14 protein-coding genes are annotated in these 16,620 nt (G+C 73.0%); 9 read left to right on the plus strand and 5 right to left on the minus strand.

The features are described from left to right. On the plus strand, positions 1 to 1,667 hold a 1,667-nt coding region (locus ACPCK6_RS02020; protein ID WP_423480172.1), incomplete at its 5' end, for an ATP-binding cassette domain-containing protein. An 89-nt stretch (positions 1,668 to 1,756) separates the two neighbouring features. On the opposite strand, the gene ACPCK6_RS02025 is transcribed toward ACPCK6_RS02020, so the two are convergent. The 4 genes from ACPCK6_RS02025 to ACPCK6_RS02040 all read right to left on the minus strand — a co-directional run bounded on the left by ACPCK6_RS02025 (position 1,757) and on the right by ACPCK6_RS02040 (position 5,938). After that, positions 1,757 to 2,824 (minus strand): NADH:flavin oxidoreductase/NADH oxidase, encoded by a 1,068-nt coding sequence (locus tag ACPCK6_RS02025; RefSeq protein WP_423480173.1) that lies wholly within the window; start codon positions 2,822 to 2,824, stop codon positions 1,757 to 1,759. 69 nt (positions 2,825 to 2,893) lie between these two features. Further along, positions 2,894 to 4,174, minus strand: a complete 1,281-nt coding sequence (locus ACPCK6_RS02030; protein WP_423480247.1) for a dicarboxylate/amino acid:cation symporter — start codon at positions 4,172 to 4,174, stop codon at positions 2,894 to 2,896. Positions 4,175 to 4,311: 137 nt separating this feature from the next. Beyond that, complete coding sequence (locus tag ACPCK6_RS02035) at positions 4,312 to 4,980, minus strand: DUF998 domain-containing protein (RefSeq protein WP_396880330.1); 669 nt, start codon at positions 4,978 to 4,980, stop codon at positions 4,312 to 4,314. Then, positions 4,973 to 5,938 carry a glutathione S-transferase family protein gene (locus ACPCK6_RS02040; RefSeq protein WP_396880331.1) on the minus strand — a complete coding sequence of 322 codons (966 nt, stop codon included), beginning with the start codon at positions 5,936 to 5,938 and terminating at the stop codon, positions 4,973 to 4,975. Before ACPCK6_RS02040 ends, ACPCK6_RS02035 begins: the two co-directional genes overlap by 8 nt. An 87-nt stretch (positions 5,939 to 6,025) precedes the next feature. On the opposite strand from ACPCK6_RS02040, the gene pcaF reads away from it, so the two are divergent. The 7 genes from pcaF (at position 6,026) to ACPCK6_RS02075 (ending at position 13,948) form a co-directional block, all read left to right on the plus strand. After that, positions 6,026 to 7,231 carry a 3-oxoadipyl-CoA thiolase gene (gene pcaF, locus ACPCK6_RS02045; protein ID WP_377624955.1) on the plus strand — a complete coding sequence of 402 codons (1,206 nt, stop codon included), beginning with the start codon at positions 6,026 to 6,028 and terminating at the stop codon, positions 7,229 to 7,231. A 116-nt stretch (positions 7,232 to 7,347) separates the two neighbouring features. After that, positions 7,348 to 8,166 (plus strand): SAM-dependent methyltransferase, encoded by an 819-nt coding sequence (locus ACPCK6_RS02050; RefSeq protein WP_121686128.1) that lies wholly within the window; start codon positions 7,348 to 7,350, stop codon positions 8,164 to 8,166. A 5-nt stretch (positions 8,167 to 8,171) separates the two neighbouring features. After that, entirely contained in the window at positions 8,172 to 10,322 is a 2,151-nt protein-coding gene (locus ACPCK6_RS02055; RefSeq protein ID WP_151014381.1) for a putative bifunctional diguanylate cyclase/phosphodiesterase, read from the plus strand. An 88-nt stretch (positions 10,323 to 10,410) separates the two neighbouring features. Continuing rightward, positions 10,411 to 10,911 (plus strand): DUF456 domain-containing protein, encoded by a 501-nt coding sequence (locus ACPCK6_RS02060; protein ID WP_184977164.1) that lies wholly within the window; start codon positions 10,411 to 10,413, stop codon positions 10,909 to 10,911. A gap of 47 nt (positions 10,912 to 10,958) precedes the next feature. Then, positions 10,959 to 11,705, plus strand: a complete 747-nt coding sequence (locus ACPCK6_RS02065; protein WP_423480174.1) for an MBL fold metallo-hydrolase — start codon at positions 10,959 to 10,961, stop codon at positions 11,703 to 11,705. Positions 11,706 to 11,966: 261 nt separating this feature from the next. Then, the gene (locus ACPCK6_RS02070) at positions 11,967 to 13,541 is read left to right on the plus strand and encodes an amino acid permease (protein WP_013284642.1); all 1,575 of its coding nucleotides are present in this window, start codon (positions 11,967 to 11,969) and stop codon (positions 13,539 to 13,541) included. 29 nt (positions 13,542 to 13,570) lie between these two features. Next, the gene (locus ACPCK6_RS02075) at positions 13,571 to 13,948 is read left to right on the plus strand and encodes a nuclear transport factor 2 family protein (RefSeq protein ID WP_423480175.1); all 378 of its coding nucleotides are present in this window, start codon (positions 13,571 to 13,573) and stop codon (positions 13,946 to 13,948) included. A gap of 27 nt (positions 13,949 to 13,975) precedes the next feature. On the opposite strand, the gene ACPCK6_RS02080 is transcribed toward ACPCK6_RS02075, so the two are convergent. After that, on the minus strand, positions 13,976 to 15,148 hold the full coding sequence (locus ACPCK6_RS02080; protein ID WP_423480176.1) for a PQQ-dependent sugar dehydrogenase: 1,173 nt from the start codon (positions 15,146 to 15,148) through the stop codon (positions 13,976 to 13,978). Between the two features lie 86 nt (positions 15,149 to 15,234). Here ACPCK6_RS02080 and ACPCK6_RS02085 point away from each other — a divergent pair, with 86 nt between their 5' ends. Continuing rightward, entirely contained in the window at positions 15,235 to 16,599 is a 1,365-nt protein-coding gene (locus ACPCK6_RS02085; RefSeq protein WP_423480177.1) for a glutamine synthetase family protein, read from the plus strand. Positions 16,600 to 16,620: the final 21 nt, after the last annotated feature.

Here is a 16,620-nt window from a genome sequence, read left to right on the forward strand (position 1 = left end):
CGCGGACCATGCGGGAGATCTTCCGGCTGGGCACCAACGACACCCGGTACGGCCTGCTCTCGGTCGGCCTCTTCGTCGTGATGACGGTGCTCGGCCTGGACGGCGCGGTGCTGCCCTGGCTCTGGGCCGACCTGGTCGGCGGCGGCGACCCGTGGCTGCCCGCGCTGGGCATCGTGGCCGCGCTGCTCGTGGTGCTGCCGCTGCCGTACCTGACCAACCTGTGGTTCCCGCAGTGGTGGATCCGGCAGATGCTGCGGATCAGCGCCCGGCTGGTGCACGGGCAGACCGGCGCGCGCCGGGTCAGCGGGCACACCCCGGCCGAGGTGGTGGCCCAGGGCGGTGACACGGACCGGGTGGTGCACCTGGCCGACAACCTCATGGACCAGTTCATCTCGCTGGTCATCGTGGTCGCCATGACGCTGGTGACGGGCAGTCTCGTACCGGCGATGTTCTTCGTCGGCACGATGGTGGTGTCCGGCCTGGCGGCGACGCTGTTCGGGCCGCGGCTGGAACGCACCGCCGCCGGCACGGTGAAGGCGCGCGCCGCGTTCGCCACCGCGCTGGTCTCCGCGCTGTCAGCCGCCCGTACGGTGAAGCTGGCCGGCGCCACCCGCCCGGTGCTGCGCCACCTCGCCCGGCTGGACGAGGTCCGCAGCGAGCGGCAGCGGCGCGAGATCGCCATGCAGGTGTGGGCCCGGTCCACCCCGTCGGTCGCCAGCGGCCTGCTGCCGATCGGCGCGTGGGCGCTCTACCTGGCCGGGGAGCTGTCGGCGGGTGCCACGCTGGTGGCCGTGTCCACCCTGGCCGCGGCCCGGTGGTTCGCGTGGACCACCGCGTCGCTGGTGTCGCAGTACCCGTCGGCGCGGGTGTGGACGAAGCGGACGGTGGCGATGACCGGCGAGGCCGTGTACGCGGCGCCGGTGCCCGGCCTGGACCTGGTCGCCGGCACCGCGCCCGCGCCCGAGCCGCCGCCCCGGCACCCGCTGCGCCGCCTGGAGCTGGCCGGCTTCGGTGCGCTGCACTCCGACGGCACGCTCGCCGTCCGCGACGTGGACCTGGTGGTCGAGCGCGGGCAACTGGTGCTGGTCGTCGGCCCGGTCGGGTCCGGCAAGTCGTCGCTGCTGCGCGCGCTCGCCGGGATCGTGCACCACGTCGGCGAGCTGCGCTGGAACGGTGACCCGGTGACCGAGCCGGAGATGTTCCTGCGTCCCAACCAGGTCGGGTACGTGGGCCAGATGCCCCGGGTGCTCTCCGGCACGGTGGCCGACAACATCGCGCTCGGCCACCAGGTGGACGCCGCCGGGGCGGTCACCACCGCCCAGCTCGAACACGACCTGGCCGCGGCCGGGGGCGGGCTCGGGTTGCTGATCGGGCACAAGGGCACCCGGCTGTCCGGCGGTCAGCTCCAGCGGCTGGCGCTGGCCCGGGCGCTCGCCCCGCGTACCGAGCTGCTGGTGGCCGACGACGTGTCGTCGGCGCTGGACGTCAGCACGGAGCTGGCGCTGTGGTCGGCGTTGCGCGAGCACGGCGTGACTGTGGTCGGCTCGACCGCGAAGCGGGCCGCGCTGGTCCGGGCCGACCACGTGGTGGTGCTGATCGACGGCACGGTGGCCGACCAGGGCACCTGGACCGACCTGGAACCCCGCTGGAACCACCTGGCGGGCTGACCGCCTCGGGGGTCCTCCCCGTCGATCATGAAGTTGGCGGCGACAAATCGGACGCAGAACGCCGCCAACTTCATGATCGACGCGCACGGTCAGAGGGCTCGGGCGTACTGGTTGGGCCAGGTGGGGGTGGCGCCCAGCTTGGCGGCGGCGCGGTGCGGCCAGTACGGGTCGCGCAGCAGTTCGCGGCCCAGCAGCACCAGGTCCGCCTCGCCGCCGGCCACGATCTGCTCGGCCTGCTCGGGCTCGACGATCAGGCCCACGGCGCCGGTCGGCACCCCGGCGTCGCGGCGGATCCGGGCGGCCAGCGGCACCTGGTAGCCGGGTCCGACCGGGATGGACGCCTGGACCGCCGCGCCGCCCGAGGACGTGTCGACCAGGTCCACACCGGCGGCGGCCAGTTCCCCGGCGAGCACCACGCTGTCGTCGACGGTCCAGCCGTCGTCGGTCCAGTCGGTGGCGGAGATCCGGGTGAGCACCGGCACCGACTCGCCGACGGCGGCGCGTACCGCGCGGGCCACGTCGAGGGTGAGCCGCATCCGGGCGGCCCGGTCACCGCCGTAGCCGTCGGTGCGCCGGTTGGTCAGCGGGGACAGGAACTCGTGCAGCAGGTAGCCGTGCGCGGCGTGGATCTCCACGGCGGCGAACCCGGCGTCCAGCGCCCGCCCGGCGGCGGTGGCGAAGGCGTCCACCACCGCGGCGATGCCCGCCTCGTCCAGCGCGGTCGGCGTGCGGTACTCCGGTACGAACGGCTGGTCGCCCGGGCCGACCGGGGTCCAGCCGCCCTCGGCGTCCGGCACGCCGCCGCGCGCCGGTGCCCACGGCCGGTACGTGGACGCCTTGAACCCGGCGTGCGCGAGCTGCACGGCCGGGACCGCGCCGTGCGCGGCGACGAACGCGGTGATCGGCCGCCACGCGTCGACGTGCGCGTCGGACCAGAGCCCGGTGTCCTGCGGGCTGATCCGGCCCTCGGGCACCACTGCCGTCGCCTCGGTGATGACGATCCCGGCCCCGCCGACCGCGCGGGAGCCGAGGTGGACCCGGTGCCAGTCGGTGGGCAGGCCGTCGGGCCCGGCGCTGTACTGGCACATGGGCGCCAGCGCGATCCGGTTGGGCAGCGTGACGCCGCGCAGGGCGAGCGGGGTGAACAGGACGCTCATTGTCGAAGATCCTCCGGTCATGGCAACGGGTGCGTCCCCGTTCCGAGGGACGCACCCGTTGAGTGTGGGTCAGGCGGGTACGGGGTCGAGCCGCTCGGTCTCGGCCGGCTCGATCAGGTCGCGCTTGCCGGCCGAGTCGTACGCGGCCCGGTCGAGCGTGCCCTCCCGGGCGGCCACGATGGTCGGCACCACCGCTTGCCCGGCCACGTTCGTGGCGGTACGGATCATGTCCAGGATCGGGTCGATGGCCAGCAGCAGGCCGGCCCCGGCCAGCGGCAGGCCCAGCGTGCTCAGGGTCAGCGTCAGCATGACGATCGCGCCGGTCAGGCCGGCGGTTGCGGCCGAGCCGACCACCGAGACGAACGCGATCAGCAGGTAGTCGGTGACGCCCAGGTTCACGCCGAACACCTGCGCCACGAAGATCGCGGCGAGCGCCGGGTAGATGGCGGCGCAGCCGTCCATCTTCGTGGTGGCACCGAACGGCACCGCGAAGGAGGCGTACTCGCGGGGGACGCCGAGGCGCTCGACCGAGCGCTGGGTCACCGGCATGGTGCCCACCGACGAGCGGGAGACGAACGCCAGCTCGATGGCGGGCCAGGCACCGGCGAAGAAGCGCAGCGGGTTGAGCTTGCCGGCCACCGCGAGCAGCACCGGGTAGACCACGAACAGCACCAGCGCGCAGCCGACGTAGACGGCCGTGGTGAACTTCGCGAGCGGGGCGAGCAGGTCCCAGCCGTACGAGGCGACGGCGTTGCCGATCAGGCCGAGCGTGCCGATCGGGGCGAGCCGGATGACCCACCAGAGCGCCTTCTGCACGATCGACAGCAGCGACCGGTTGAGCGACACGAACGGCTCGGCGGCGTCGCCGACCAGCAGCGCGGCGGCGCCCACCACCAGGGCGAGGAAGACGATCTGCAGGACGTTGCCCTCGACGAACGCGCCGACCGGGTTGGTCGGGACGATGCCGGTGAGGAAGTCGATCCAGGAGCCGGTGGTCTTCGGCGCGCTGGCGCCGGCCGGGTCCAGGTCGACGCCCCGGCCGGGGTCGGTGAGCAGGCCGATGCCGATGCCGATGCTCACCGCGATGAGCGCGGTGACGGCGAACCAGAGCAGCGTCTTGACGGCGAGCCGGGCGGCGTTGGCGACGCCGCGCAGGCTCACCACGCTGACCACGATGGCGGTGAAGACGAGCGGCGGCACGGCGAGCTTGAGCAGTTGGACGAAGAGGCCGCCGACGGTGTCGAGCGTGCTGGTGAGCCAGGCGAGGTCGGCGGCGCGGGCGAGGAAACCGAGCGCCACGCCGAGCACGAGGCCGAGCAGGATCTGGACGGAGAAGGGGATTCTGCGCAGGGCGGAAGTCATGGGGACAGATCCAAGGTCTGGAGAGGGAAGGCGGGCGTCGGGGGCGTGGAGCTACGCCGGACAGACGCCGCTGGCCTGCCGTCGCAGATCGACGTACAGGCGCTCGGTGAGGCACCAGACATTGGTCATCGTCGCGACACGTTACTCCCGTCGCGGGCCGGAACGGAAGGACCGTCGCCGGTGAGGCTCCTTACAGCCAGGTAGCCGGAGGTGACCAGTCCCCAGGCCGCCACCACGACCAGCAGCACCCGTTCCGACACCCCGAGCAGCGCGCTGCGGCCGACCAGCAGCAGTGCCGCCGCTACCACGGCGGCCACCGGCAGCGCCAGTGCCGCGCCGACCGCGGCGATCCGCCGCAACCCCCGATCCGCCGCCGGGGAGAACAGCAGGACGAGCATGGCCAGCACCACCGCGGCGGTCGCCGCGATGCTGGCCCCGCCGTGCACCAGGTCGGCCACCGTCGTCGCCTCGAACGGCGGCAGCGGGCAACCCTCGCTGCACGTGACAGCGCCGGAGAGCACCGTGGCGACCGCGCCGACGCCGAGCAGCCCGGCCGCCGCGCGTACCCCCGGTGGCAACGCCCCGGCGAGCAGCAGCAGCGACGCGGCCACCGAGAAGATCCCGATCCGGTACGCCCCGGCGTACCCGCTGTCGGTGATGCCCGCCTCACTCACGTACGCGATGGGGCCCGGACCGGGACCGGCGATCACCGCGACAGTCACCGCGGCCGCGCCGGCGGCCAGGCAGACGGCGGCGAACGCGGCGGCGATCCGGCGGGCCGTGTCCTCAGCCACGTCCGTGCGGGGTGGTCCAGCCGGACAGGTCGGGGCCGAGCGGCACGATCCGGGTCGGATTGATCATGTCGTGGGTGGCGTAGTAGTGCCGCTTGATGTGGTCGAAGTCCACCGTCTCGCCGAAGCCGGGCGTCTGGAACAGGTCCCGCGCGTACGCCCACAGCACCGGCATCTCGGTGAGCTTGCGCTGGTTGCACTTGAAGTGCCCGTGGTACGCCACGTCGAAGCGCACCAGCGTGGTGAACAGGCGCACGTCCGCCTCGGTGATCGCGTCGCCCATCAGGTAGCGCCGGCCGGCCAGCCGCTCGCTCAGCGCGTCCAGGCGGGCGAACAGCGCGGTGAACGCCTCGTCGTACGCCTCCTGCGAGGTGGCGAAGCCGCACCGGTAGACGCCGTTGTTGACGTCCCGGTGGATCTCCGCCATCAGCGCGTCCATTTCCGGGCGCAGCTCGACCGGGTAGAGATCGGGCGCGTCCGGCGCGTGGAACCGCCGCCACTCGGTCGAGAAGTCCAGCGTGAGCTGCGGATAGTCGTTCGTCACGACCCGTCCGGTGAGCGTGTCCACGAGCGCCGGCACCGTCACCCGGCCGGTGTAGTCCCTGTCGGTGGACAGGTACGCCTCGGACAGGAAGCCGATGCCGAGCACCGGGTCGAAGCCGTCCGGGTCGAGCGCGAACCGCCAGCCCCGCTCGTCCCGGATCGGGTCGACGGTGCCCAGCGAGATCACCTCGTCCAGCCCGAGCAGGCCGCGCACGATCCGGGCCCGGTGCGCCCACGGGCAGGCCCGGCACCAGATCAGCCGGTACCGGCCCGCCTCCAGCGGCCAGCGTCCCGCCTCGTCCGGCCCGCCGCCCTCGGGTGACGTGGAGTGCGGGGTGACCCGGCCGGTGAACCGGTTGGGCTGGCGGACGAACGCGCCGCCGCCGCTGGTCTCTGCGCTGAACTGGGCCCCGGACATGCGGCAAACCTATCCGCTCCGGTCACGGATATCCTGGCGCCGGGTACCCCCACCGACCCCTTCCCACCCCCGAAGGACGTACGCGCGATGACAGTGGCCTATCTCGTTGCCGGAGTCCGCACCCCGATCGGCCGGTACGCCGGCGCCCTGGCCGGGGTGCGCCCGGACGACCTGGCCGCGCACGTCGTCCGCGAGCTGGTGGCCCGCCACCCCTCGGTCGACTGGGCCCGCACCGACGACGTGATCCTGGGCTGCGCCAACCAGGCCGGCGAGGACAACCGCAACGTGGCCCGGATGGCCGCGCTGCTCGGCGGCCTGCCCGAGGAGGTGCCGGGCAGCACCGTCAACCGGCTCTGCGGCTCCGGCCTGGACGCGCTCGCCTCCGCCGCCCGCGCGATCGTCGCCGGGGAGGCCGACCTGGTGGTGGCCGGCGGCGTGGAGAGCATGAGCCGCGCGCCGTTCGTCATGCCGAAGGCGGCCACGCCGTTCGCCCGCACCGCCGAGGTGTACGACACCACGATCGGCTGGCGGCTGGTCAACCCGCTGATGCGCAAGGGCTGGGGCATCGACTCGATGCCGGAGACGGCCGAGAACGTGGCAGCCGAGTTCGGCGTGGACCGGGCCGCGCAGGACGCCTTCGCGTACCGGTCGCAGCAGCGGGCCGCCGAGGCGCAGGCCGACGGCCGGCTGGCCGAGGAGATCGTCCCGGTGACCGTGCCGGCCGGCAAGCGCGAGACGAAGCTGGTCGAGACCGACGAGCACCCGCGCGAGACGACGCTGGCGAAGCTCGCCGCGCTGCCCACCCCGTTCCGTGAGGGCGGCACCGTCACCGCCGGCAACTCCTCCGGCGTCAACGACGGCGCCGTCGCGCTGCTCGTCGCCTCCGCGGCCGCCGTCGAACGCTACGGCCTCACCCCGCTGGCCCGGGTACGCGGCGCCGCGTCGGCGGGCGTACCGCCACGGATCATGGGCATCGGCCCGGTCCCGGCGACCCGCAAGCTGCTCGACCGGACGGGCCTGTCGCTCACCGACGTGGACGTGATCGAGCTGAACGAGGCGTTCGCCGCACAGTCCGTGGCGGTGCTGCGCGAGCTGGGCCTGCCGGAGGACGCCGAGCACGTCAACCCGGGCGGCGGGGCGATCGCGCTGGGTCACCCGCTCGGCGCCAGCGGCGCCCGGCTGGCGTTGACCGCCGCGCTGGAACTGCGCCGCCGGGGCGGCCGGCGGGCGCTCGCCACCATGTGCATCGGCGTCGGCCAGGGCATCTCGCTGCTGCTGGAATCGGCCGCCTGAACCGGGCCGCCGGCATCGCCTCCAGTGGATCTCCCGAACCCGGCCGTACCGGCCTAGAGTGGTCTGGACCACATGATCCGCCATCGACGGCGGACGACGACCTGGGGGACCGAGCGATGCAGACGCCGGAGAGCCTGCCCACCGAGATCGACCTGAGCCGGCCGAGCGCCGCCCGGGTCTACGACTACTTCCTCGGTGGGGCGCACAACTTCGAGATCGACCGGCAGCTCGCCGAACAGATCGCGGCCATGACGCCGAACCTGGCCGCCACCATGCGCTCCGGGCGGGAGTTCCTGCGCCGGGCCGTACGGGTGCTGCTCGACGCCGGCATCGACCAGTTCCTCGACATCGGCTCCGGCATCCCCACCGTCGGCAACGTGCACGAGGTCGCCCAGGCGGCCGACCCGGACGCCCGGATCGTGTACGTCGACATCGACCCGGTCGCCGTGGCGCACAGCCACGAACTGCTCGCCGGCAACGACCGGGCCACGGCGGTCCTGGCCGACCTGCGCGAGCCGAAGCTGATCCTGGACCACGCCGCCGCCAGCGGCCTGATCGACTTCGACCGGCCGCTGGGCATCCTGCTCGCCGGCGTGGTGCACTTCGTGCCCGACGCCGACCGCCCGGCCGACATCCTGGCCACCCTGCGCGCCGCCGCCGCGCCCGGCAGCTACCTGGTCATCTCCCACTCGACGTTCGAGGACCAGCCGCAGGAGATGCTGGACGCGCAGCGGCTGTCGGCGCGTACCGCCACGGAGATCACGCTGCGCTCGCGGGCCGAGATCACCGGCTTCTTCGGCGACTGGACGATCCTCGAACCGGGCGTGGTGCACATGCCGCTGTGGCGGCCCGACTCCCCGTCGGACGTGGACGAGCACCCGGAGCGCTTCGGGGCGTTCGGCGGCGTCGCCCGGCACGACCGCGCCGCCGGCTGAACCCCGTGCGCGCCCCGGACAGCGACGGGGGAGACGTCAGCCGGCCCGGCGCCGCCGCGTACGCCGCCGAGTGGGCTCGCGCGGTGCGCCGCATCGGGTTCGTGCCGCTGAGCGCGGCCGAGACCGAGCGCCTGCTGGTACCGCTCACCGAGCGCCTCGGTGAGGCCCTGCTCGCCCCCACCTTCTCCGCCGGCCCGGCGGAGGAGGTGGGGCGTGCCCTGGTCCAGGCGCACCTCACCGAGCCGGGGGTACTCGACTGGTCGGTGCAGGCGCTCGGTGACCGGTTCCTGCCCTGGGTGCTGCCGTCACGCACCGAGTCGCCGGAGCTGCGCGAGCGGGTGGCGCTGCTGCAGGGCGCGTTCGCCGCCGGGTTCGCCCGCGCGCTGCGCGACCGGGTCTTCAGCCAGCAGGAGCGGATCGCCCGGTCGGCGTGGCAGGCCCGGGACACCGTCGAGCAGGCGCTACGGGACAGCGAGGCCCGCTTCCGGGCGGTCTTCACCGGCGCCGCCATCGGCATCGGCATCGCCGGTGTCGACGGGCAGATCATCGAGGTCAACCAGGCGTTCGCGGACATGCTCGGCTACACCGTCGCGGAGATGCGGCGGATGAACGTGTCGGCGTTGTTCCACCCCGACGACGCGGCCGGGATGTGGGAGCTGTACAAGGAGCTGATCGAGGGCAAGCGGGACAGCGCCCGGGTGGAGAAGCGCTACTACCGCAAGGACGGCAGCGTGGTCTGGACCGACCTCGCGGTCTCGCTGATCCGGCACGACGACGGCCGGCCCCGGTTCACCGTCGCCATGGTGGAGGACATCACCCAGCGGTACGAGTTGCAGCAGCGGCTGCGTTTCCAGGCGCTGCACGACCCGCTGACCGGCCTGCCCAACCGCACGCTGTTCTTCGACGAGCTCGGCGCGGTCTTCGACGCCGCCGGCCCGGACCAGCGCGTCGGGCTCTGCTTCATCGACCTGGACGGCTTCAAGGCGGTGAACGACAGCCTCGGCCACGACCTGGGCGACCGGCTGCTCAAGGTGATCGCCCGCCGGCTCAGCGACTGCGTGGCCGGACGCGGCCACCTGGTCGCCCGGATGGGCGGCGACGAGTTCGTCATCCTTGTCGACTCCGACGGCGGAATCGACGACGCGGTGGAGGTCGCCGAGCTGGCCCTGGCCGCGGTGTCCGCGCCGGTGCACGTCGGTGACCAGCAGCTCGCCGTGTCGGCGAGCATCGGCATCGTGGAGTGCCCGGCGGCGGAGACGAGCGTCGGTGACCTGATGAAGGCCGCCGACACCACGCTGTACTGGGCCAAGGCGGAGGGCCGGGGCCGCTGGGCGGTGTACGACCCGGAGCGCAGCGCCGCCGACATCGCCCGGTCCGCGCTGGCCGCGAACCTGCCCGCCGCGCTGGACCGGGGCGAGTTCGTGCTGCACTACCAGCCGATCGTGTCGCTGCTGGACGGCACGATGGTGGCGGTCGAGGCGCTGGTGCGCTGGCAGCACCCGGAGCTGGGACTGATCGGCCCGGACCGGTTCATCGGGCTGGCCGAGGAGACCGGCCTGATCGTCCGGCTCGGCGCCTGGGTGCTGCGCCAGGCGTGCCGTGACGCCGAGTCGTGGCGGCGCGCGTACCCGGACACCACGCCGGTGGTCAGCGTCAACCTGGCCGCCCGGCAGGCCGACGATCCGGCCATCGTGGAGACGGTGGCCGAGGCGTTGCAGCACACCGGCCTGCCGGCCGAGCTGTTGCAGCTGGAGCTGACCGAGAGCGCCGTCATGGGCAGCGCCGGCGAGCCGCTGCGGACGCTGCACCAGCTCGCCGGCCTCGGGCTGCGGCTGGCCATCGACGACTTCGGCACCGGCTACTCGAACCTGGCGTACCTGCGGCGGCTGCCGATCCACTGCGTGAAGCTGGCCGGCCCGTTCGTCGAGGGGATAAGGGGTGACGGCGCGGACGCGGTCGCCGACCACCGGGACGAGCGGATCGTGGACGCGCTGGTCCGGCTGGCGCACGCGCTGGAGCTGTCGGTGACGGCCGAGGCGGTGGAGACCGAGGTGCAGGCCGAACGGCTGCGGGCGCTGCGCTGCGACACCGGGCAGGGCCGGCTGTTCGGCGCTCCCATGCCCGCCGACGGCATCCGCGCCCGCCTGGGCGGGTAAGGAAGGGCCCCCTCTTAACGCCTCCGGTAGAGCAGGGGGCCCCGCTTAACACCTCCCGCGAACGCGGCAGGCGAGGAAGGGAGAACCGGTGAGTCTCACCGATTCGCAGGCCGTGGTGTCGGTGGTCGCCGCGCTGGCGATCGTCGCCGGCCTGGCCGGGGTGGTGGTGCCCGGGTTACCGGCACTGCCGCTGTGCTGGGGCGGCGTACTGGTGTGGACGCTGTTCGGCGACGCCGGACCGGGCCGCTGGGCGGTGCTCGCCGCCGCCACGGTGATCGCGGCCGGCGGCACCGTGCTCAAGTACCTCTGGCCGGGGCGCAACCTGAAGCGGACCGGCGTGCCCACCACCTCGCTGCTGGCGGGCGGGCTGCTCGGCGTGGTCGGGTTCTTCGTGATCCCGGTGATCGGGCTGCCGATCGGCTTCGTCGGCGGCATCTTCGGCGCCGAACGGCTGCGGCTCGGCGACACCCGCCTGGCCTGGCCGGCCACGGTGCAGGCACTCAAGGCGGCCGGGCTGTCGATGGTCCTGGAGTTCACCGCCGGTCTGATGATCGCCGCGCTGTGGGTCGCGGGGCTGCTGTTCGTCTGACCGTCGCCGGGCCACCCGGCGAGCACCCCACCGGTACGGTCGACCGGATGCGGACAACCGTCCTGGGCGGCCTCGGCGCCTACCCCACCGCCCACCAGGCCTGCGCCGGCTTCCTCGTCGAACACGACGGCTTCCGGCTGCTGATCGACCCCGGCTACGCGACGCTGCAACCGTTGCTGGCGCTCACGCGGGCGGAGCACGTCGACGCCGTCTACGTCAGCCACGGCCACCCCGACCACTGCGCGGACCTGCAACCGCTGATCCGCGCCCGGGTGCTCGCGAACCGGTCCGGGCCGCCCCTGCCGGTGTACGCCCCCACGGGCAGTCTCGCCGGGCTGCTCGCGATCGACGAGCCGGGTCTACTCGAACCCGGGTACCGGCTGACCGGGTTCACCCCGGGGGAGACGCTGCGTCTGGGGCCGTACGAGGTGCGGACGTTCGCGTTGCCGCACTGGGTGCCGAACGCCGGAGCCCGGTTCTCGGCGGCGGGCCTGGTGCTCGCCTACACCGGGGACACCGGACCCAGCCCGGCGCTGGTGGAGCTGGCCCGCGACGCGGACCTGCTGATCGCGGAGGCGACCTATGCGGACGAACTCCCGCAGCGGCACGAGGGCAACCTGTCCAGCGCCGTCGAGGTCGGCCGGTACGCCACCGAGGCCGGGGTGCGGCGCCTGCTGCTCACCCATCTGTGGCCGGGGACGGAGCCGCGGGAGGCGCTGACCGCCGTACGGCGCGGGTTCGCCGGCCCGGTGGAGGTGGCAGCGCCCGGGCTGACGCTGACAGTCGGCCGTTAGGGAGCGGCGGCGCGGGGCGTCCGGAGGGTACGGCCGATCGCCGTACTTCAGTGAGAGAGAGGTGGACGCCGCGCGCCGCCGCGGACCGGGCGTTGCCGAGCGCCCGGTGCCGGCCCGTCGGGTCGGGCCTGGTCACGCCCACAATGATGCCCCGGGTGGGATCGGGCGACAACGCAATTACCGGCGTACGTATTGACCGCCTTGATCGGCCGGGAGCACACTGCGAGCACTCGCACGAGCATCGCCTCGAGGAGGTGTGCAGTGGCCACGACGCCCGCGCCGACCGCCGAGCAGCCGATGGACGACGACGCCCGACGACTCGCCGAACTCGGCTACAAACAGGAGCTGCGCCGCAAGTGGAGCGGCTTCTCCAACTTCGCGATCTCGTTCTCCATCATCTCGATCCTGGCCGGCTGCTTCACCACGTTCGGCCAGGCGTGGAACAACGGCGGCCCGGTGGCGATCTCCTGGGGCTGGCCGCTGATCTCGCTGTTCATCCTGATCATCGGCTTCTGCCTGGCCGAGCTGGTGTCGGCGTACCCGACGGCGGGCGGGATCTACTGGTGGGCGGCGACGATGGGCCGGCCGGTGCACGGCTGGTTCACCGGCTGGCTCAACCTGATCGGGCTGGTCGCGGTGACCGCATCGGTCGACTACGGCTGCGCCACGTTCCTCAACCTGACGCTGTCGGCGCTGTTCGACGGCTGGGCCGGCACCGGGCACCAGACGTTCGGGCTGTTCGTGGTGATCCTCGCGCTGCACGGGCTGATCAACATCTACGGGCACCGGATCATCGACGTACTCCAGAACGTCTCGGTCTGGTGGCACGTCGCCGGCGCGGCCGCCGTGGTGCTGATCCTGGTCCTGGTCCCGGACAACCACCAGAGCTTCCAGTTCGTCTTCACCGAGCGGTTCAACAACTCCGGCTTCGGTGACGGCGACACCGGCGGGCTGGCGTTCTGGTTCTACGTGCTGCCGCTGGGTTTCCTGCTCACGCAGTACACGATCACCGGCTTCGACGCCTGCGCGCACGTCTCCGAGGAGACCCGGGGCGCGTCCAAGGCCGCCGCGCAGGGGCTGTGGCGGTCGATCTTCTACTCGGCGGTGGGCGGCTGGATCCTGCTGCTGGCGTTCCTGTTCGCGGCCACCGACGTGGACGCGATAAACGAGGCGGGCGGCTTCTCCGGGGCGATCTTCGAGTCCGCGCTGACGCCGTTCTTCTTCAAGGCCGTCATCATCATCTCCACCATCGGGCAGTTCTTCTGCGGCATGAGCTGCGTGACGTCGATGTCGCGGATGGCGTACGCGTTCAGCCGGGACCGCGCGGTGCCCGGCTGGAAACTCTGGTCGAAGGTGAACCGCAACGGCACGCCCGTCAACGCCATCATCGGCGCGACGCTGGCCGGGCTGGTGCTCACGCTGCCCGCGCTCTACCAGCGCGGCGGCATCCCTGTGGCGTTCTACGCGGTGGTGTCGGTCGCGGTGATCGGGCTGTACCTGTCCTTCATCATCCCGATCTTCCTGCGGCTGCGGATGGGCGACCGGTTCACCCCGGGCCCGTGGACGCTCGGCCGCCGCTACAAGCTGCTCGGCTGGATCGCGGTGGTCGAGATCGCGGTCATCTCGGTCTACTTCGTGCTGCCGATCGTCCCGGCGGGTGTACCAGGCAACCCCGACTTCAGCTGGACGGCTGTCAACTACGCGCCCATCGCCATCGGTGGCGTGCTGCTCGGCGTCGCCATCTGGTGGTACGCCTCGGCCCGCAAGTGGTTCACCGGCCCGCGCCGCACCGTCGACCAGGCCGAACCCGAGCCCGAGCCCGCCGAGCCGTCGTAGCTGTCGGTGGGGCCTGCCATGATCCGGCCATGGAGACGGAAGCGGTGGTACGCGCGTTGTGGGATCGCATGCAGGCCCGCGACTGGACCGGCGTCGGCGAGCTGCTGGCCGACGACGTGGTGGTCGAGTGGCCGGTCAGCGCCGAGCGGATCGTCGGCCGCGACAACTACGTGAAGGTCAATGCCGAGTACCCGGAGGGCTGGTCGATCCGGGTGCTGCGGGTGGTGGCATCAGGCGACACTGTGGTGTCCGAGGTGGAGGTGCCGCACGAGGGAATGGGCGTGCATCGGGTCGCGTCGTTCTGGACCGTGCGCGACGGGCGGATCGTCGAGGGCCGGGAGTACTGGACGAGCCTCGGCGCGGACCCGTCCCCGCAGTGGCGGTCCGCCTGGGTCCAGTCGATGTGACCGCCGGCTGTCCGCGTACCCCAAGGGTCAGATCGTGGGGCGGCGGTGGGTGAGCGGGAAGCGGAGGATGCGGTCGTCGCCGGCCGCCGGGGTGCCGCGGCCGTCGCGGTTGCTGGTCGCCACCCAGAGCGCGCCGTCGGGCGCCACCTCGACGGTACGCAGGCGGCCGTAGGTGCCGGCCAGCTCCGCCACCGGTACGCCGACGCGGCCGGCGGCGTCGACGGGCACCGCCCAGAGCCGGGCGCCGCGCAGCGCGGCGACGTAGAGCGTGCCCCCGGTGAACGCGGCGCCGCTCGGGGACGCCTGCGCGGGCGGCCAGACGACGACCGGGTCGCGGAACCGGCGGTCACCGGCGACGCCCTCGACGAGCGGCCAGCCGTAGTTGCCGCCGGGCACGATCCGGTTCACCTCGTCCCAGGTGCTCTGCCCGAACTCGGTGGCGAACAGCCGCCCCTGCCGGTCCCAGGCGAGGCCCTGCACGTTGCGGTGGCCGTAGCTGTAGACGAGCGAGCCGGGGAACGGGTTGCCGGCCGGCACGCCGCCGTCCGGGCGGATCCGCAGGATCTTGCCGTTGCGGCTGGTCAGATCCTGCGCGCGGGCGGACACCCCGGCGTCGCCGATCCCGGCGTACAGCATGCCGTCGGGGCCGAACGCGATCCGCCCGCCGTCATGGACGGCGCTGCGGGCGATGCCGCTCACCAGCACCTGCGGCGGCTGGGACACGCCGAGGCGGAACCGGACGATCCGGATGTCGGCAGCGGTGGTGTAGGCGGCGTAGACCCACCTGTCGCGGCGGTACCGGGGGGAGACCGCGAGCCCGAGCAGGCCCGCCTCGCCGCCGGCGGCCACGTCGGCGATCCGGGCCACCTGCCGGGCCGGACGGCCCGGGCGTACGCGCAGGATCGTGCCCTGGTCCCGCTGCGCGACCAGGGCGCTGCCGTCGGGCAGGAAGTCCAGCCCCCACGGCGCCTCCAACCCGGTCGCGACGACGCGGGGACGGGTCAGGTCGTAGCCGGACCAGCCGGCGCGCCCGTCGAAGCCGCGCAGGTCGAGCGTGACCGGTCGCGCGTCGGCGGTCGCCGGCCGGTCCGGCCCGGCGGCGGGTCGCCCCTCGGCGGGTCTGCGGTCGGCGTGCGCGTCGGTCGCTGCGAGCACGATCGCGAGGACGGCGGCGACGACCGCGACGGTACGACGGCGCATGTGCACTCCCCGGTTTCGCACCCGGCCTCGCCGGGGCATTGACGGTGATCCGGTTTGCCAGTAGACCTTGGTGATGGAGGCCCCTGATGAAACCAACGCCGCTCTCGCTGGAACAGTTGCGGGTCGCCGTCACCGAGGGTGAGATCGACACGGTGGTGCTCGCGCTCACCGACATGCAGGGCCGCCTGCAGGGCAAGCGGTTCCACGCGCCCTACTTCCTCGACCAGGTGGTCACGCACGGCAGCGAGGGCTGCAACTACCTGCTCGCGGTGGACGTCGACATGAACACCGTCGACGGGTACGCGATGTCGAGCTGGGAACGCGGCTACGGCGACTTCGCCATGCGCCCCGACCTGGACACGCTGCGCCGGATGCCCTGGCAGCCCGGCTCCGCGCTGCTGCTTGCCGACCTGGAGTGGCTGGACGGCTCCGGCCCGGTGGTCGCCTCGCCCCGGCAGATCCTGCGCCGCCAGCTCGACCGGCTGGCCGCGCACGGGCTGACCGCGTACGCCGGCACCGAACTGGAGTTCGTGCTCTACCGCGACTCGTACGAGGAGGCGTGGCGGCGCGGCTACCGCGACCTGACGCCGGCCAACCAGTACAACGTGGACTACTCGCTGCTCGGCACCGCCCGGGTCGAGCCGCTGCTGCGCCGTATCCGCACCGAGATGGCCGGCGCCGGGCTCACCCCGGAGAGCGCGAAGGGCGAGTGCAACCTCGGCCAGCACGAGATCGCCTTCCGGTACGACGAGGCGGTGCGCTGCGCCGACCACCACGTCATCTACAAGAACGGTGCCAAGGAGATCGCCGCCCAGGAGGGCATGGCGATCACGTTCATGGCCAAGCCGAACGAGCGGGAGGGCAACTCCTGCCACATCCACTTCTCGCTGCGCGACGCCTCCGGCTCGTCGGCGATGCTGGGGGACGGGCCCGCGCACCTGAGCGTCACCGGGCAGCGGGTGCTGGCCGGGCTGCTCGCCACCATGCGCGAGTTCAGCCTGTTCTTCGCGCCGAACATCAACTCCTACAAGCGCTATCAGCCCGGCTCGTTCGCGCCGACCGCGCTGCGCTGGGGCACCGACAACCGGACCTGCGCGCTGCGGCTGGTCGGGCACGGGCAGGGGATGCGGGTGGAGAACCGGGTGCCGGGGGCCGACGTCAACCCGTACCTGGCGATCGCCGCACTGGTGGCCGGGGCGGTGCACGGCATCGAGAACGAGCTGGAGCTGGCGGACGAGTGCACCGGCAACGCGTACGACGACCCGGACGCCGAGCGGGTGCCCACCACGTTGCGTGACGCGCTGGACCTGTGGCAGCGCTCGGCGGTGGCTCGGGAGGCGTTCGGTGACGAGGTGGCCGCCCACTACGCCAACCAGGCGAAGGTCGAGCTGACCGCCTTCGACGCCGCGGTGACGGACTGGGAGCTGACCCGTGGCTTCGAACGCCTCTGACCCCGCCGCCGTCCTCGCGCC

Origin of the sequence: Micromonospora sp. AB353, assembly GCF_049538395.1 — a bacterium.
Classification (GTDB): Bacteria; Actinomycetota; Actinomycetes; order Mycobacteriales; family Micromonosporaceae; genus Micromonospora; species Micromonospora aurantiaca.

What these genes read in the sequence shown, in the direction of transcription:
- ACPCK6_RS02085 (WP_423480177.1), top strand. Translation starts at nt 15,235, where the DNA reads ATGAAACCAACGCCGCTCTCGCTGGAACAGTTGCGGGTCGCCGTCACC.
- ACPCK6_RS02025 (WP_423480173.1), bottom strand. Translation starts at nt 2,824, where the DNA reads ATGAGCGTCCTGTTCACCCCGCTCGCCCTGCGCGGCGTCACGCTGCCC.
- ACPCK6_RS02080 (WP_423480176.1), bottom strand. Translation starts at nt 15,148, where the DNA reads ATGCGCCGTCGTACCGTCGCGGTCGTCGCCGCCGTCCTCGCGATCGTG.
- ACPCK6_RS02050 (WP_121686128.1), top strand. Translation starts at nt 7,348, where the DNA reads ATGCAGACGCCGGAGAGCCTGCCCACCGAGATCGACCTGAGCCGGCCG.
- ACPCK6_RS02065 (WP_423480174.1), top strand. Translation starts at nt 10,959, where the DNA reads ATGCGGACAACCGTCCTGGGCGGCCTCGGCGCCTACCCCACCGCCCAC.
- pcaF (WP_377624955.1), top strand. Translation starts at nt 6,026, where the DNA reads ATGACAGTGGCCTATCTCGTTGCCGGAGTCCGCACCCCGATCGGCCGG.
- ACPCK6_RS02040 (WP_396880331.1), bottom strand. Translation starts at nt 5,938, where the DNA reads ATGTCCGGGGCCCAGTTCAGCGCAGAGACCAGCGGCGGCGGCGCGTTC.
- ACPCK6_RS02075 (WP_423480175.1), top strand. Translation starts at nt 13,571, where the DNA reads ATGGAGACGGAAGCGGTGGTACGCGCGTTGTGGGATCGCATGCAGGCC.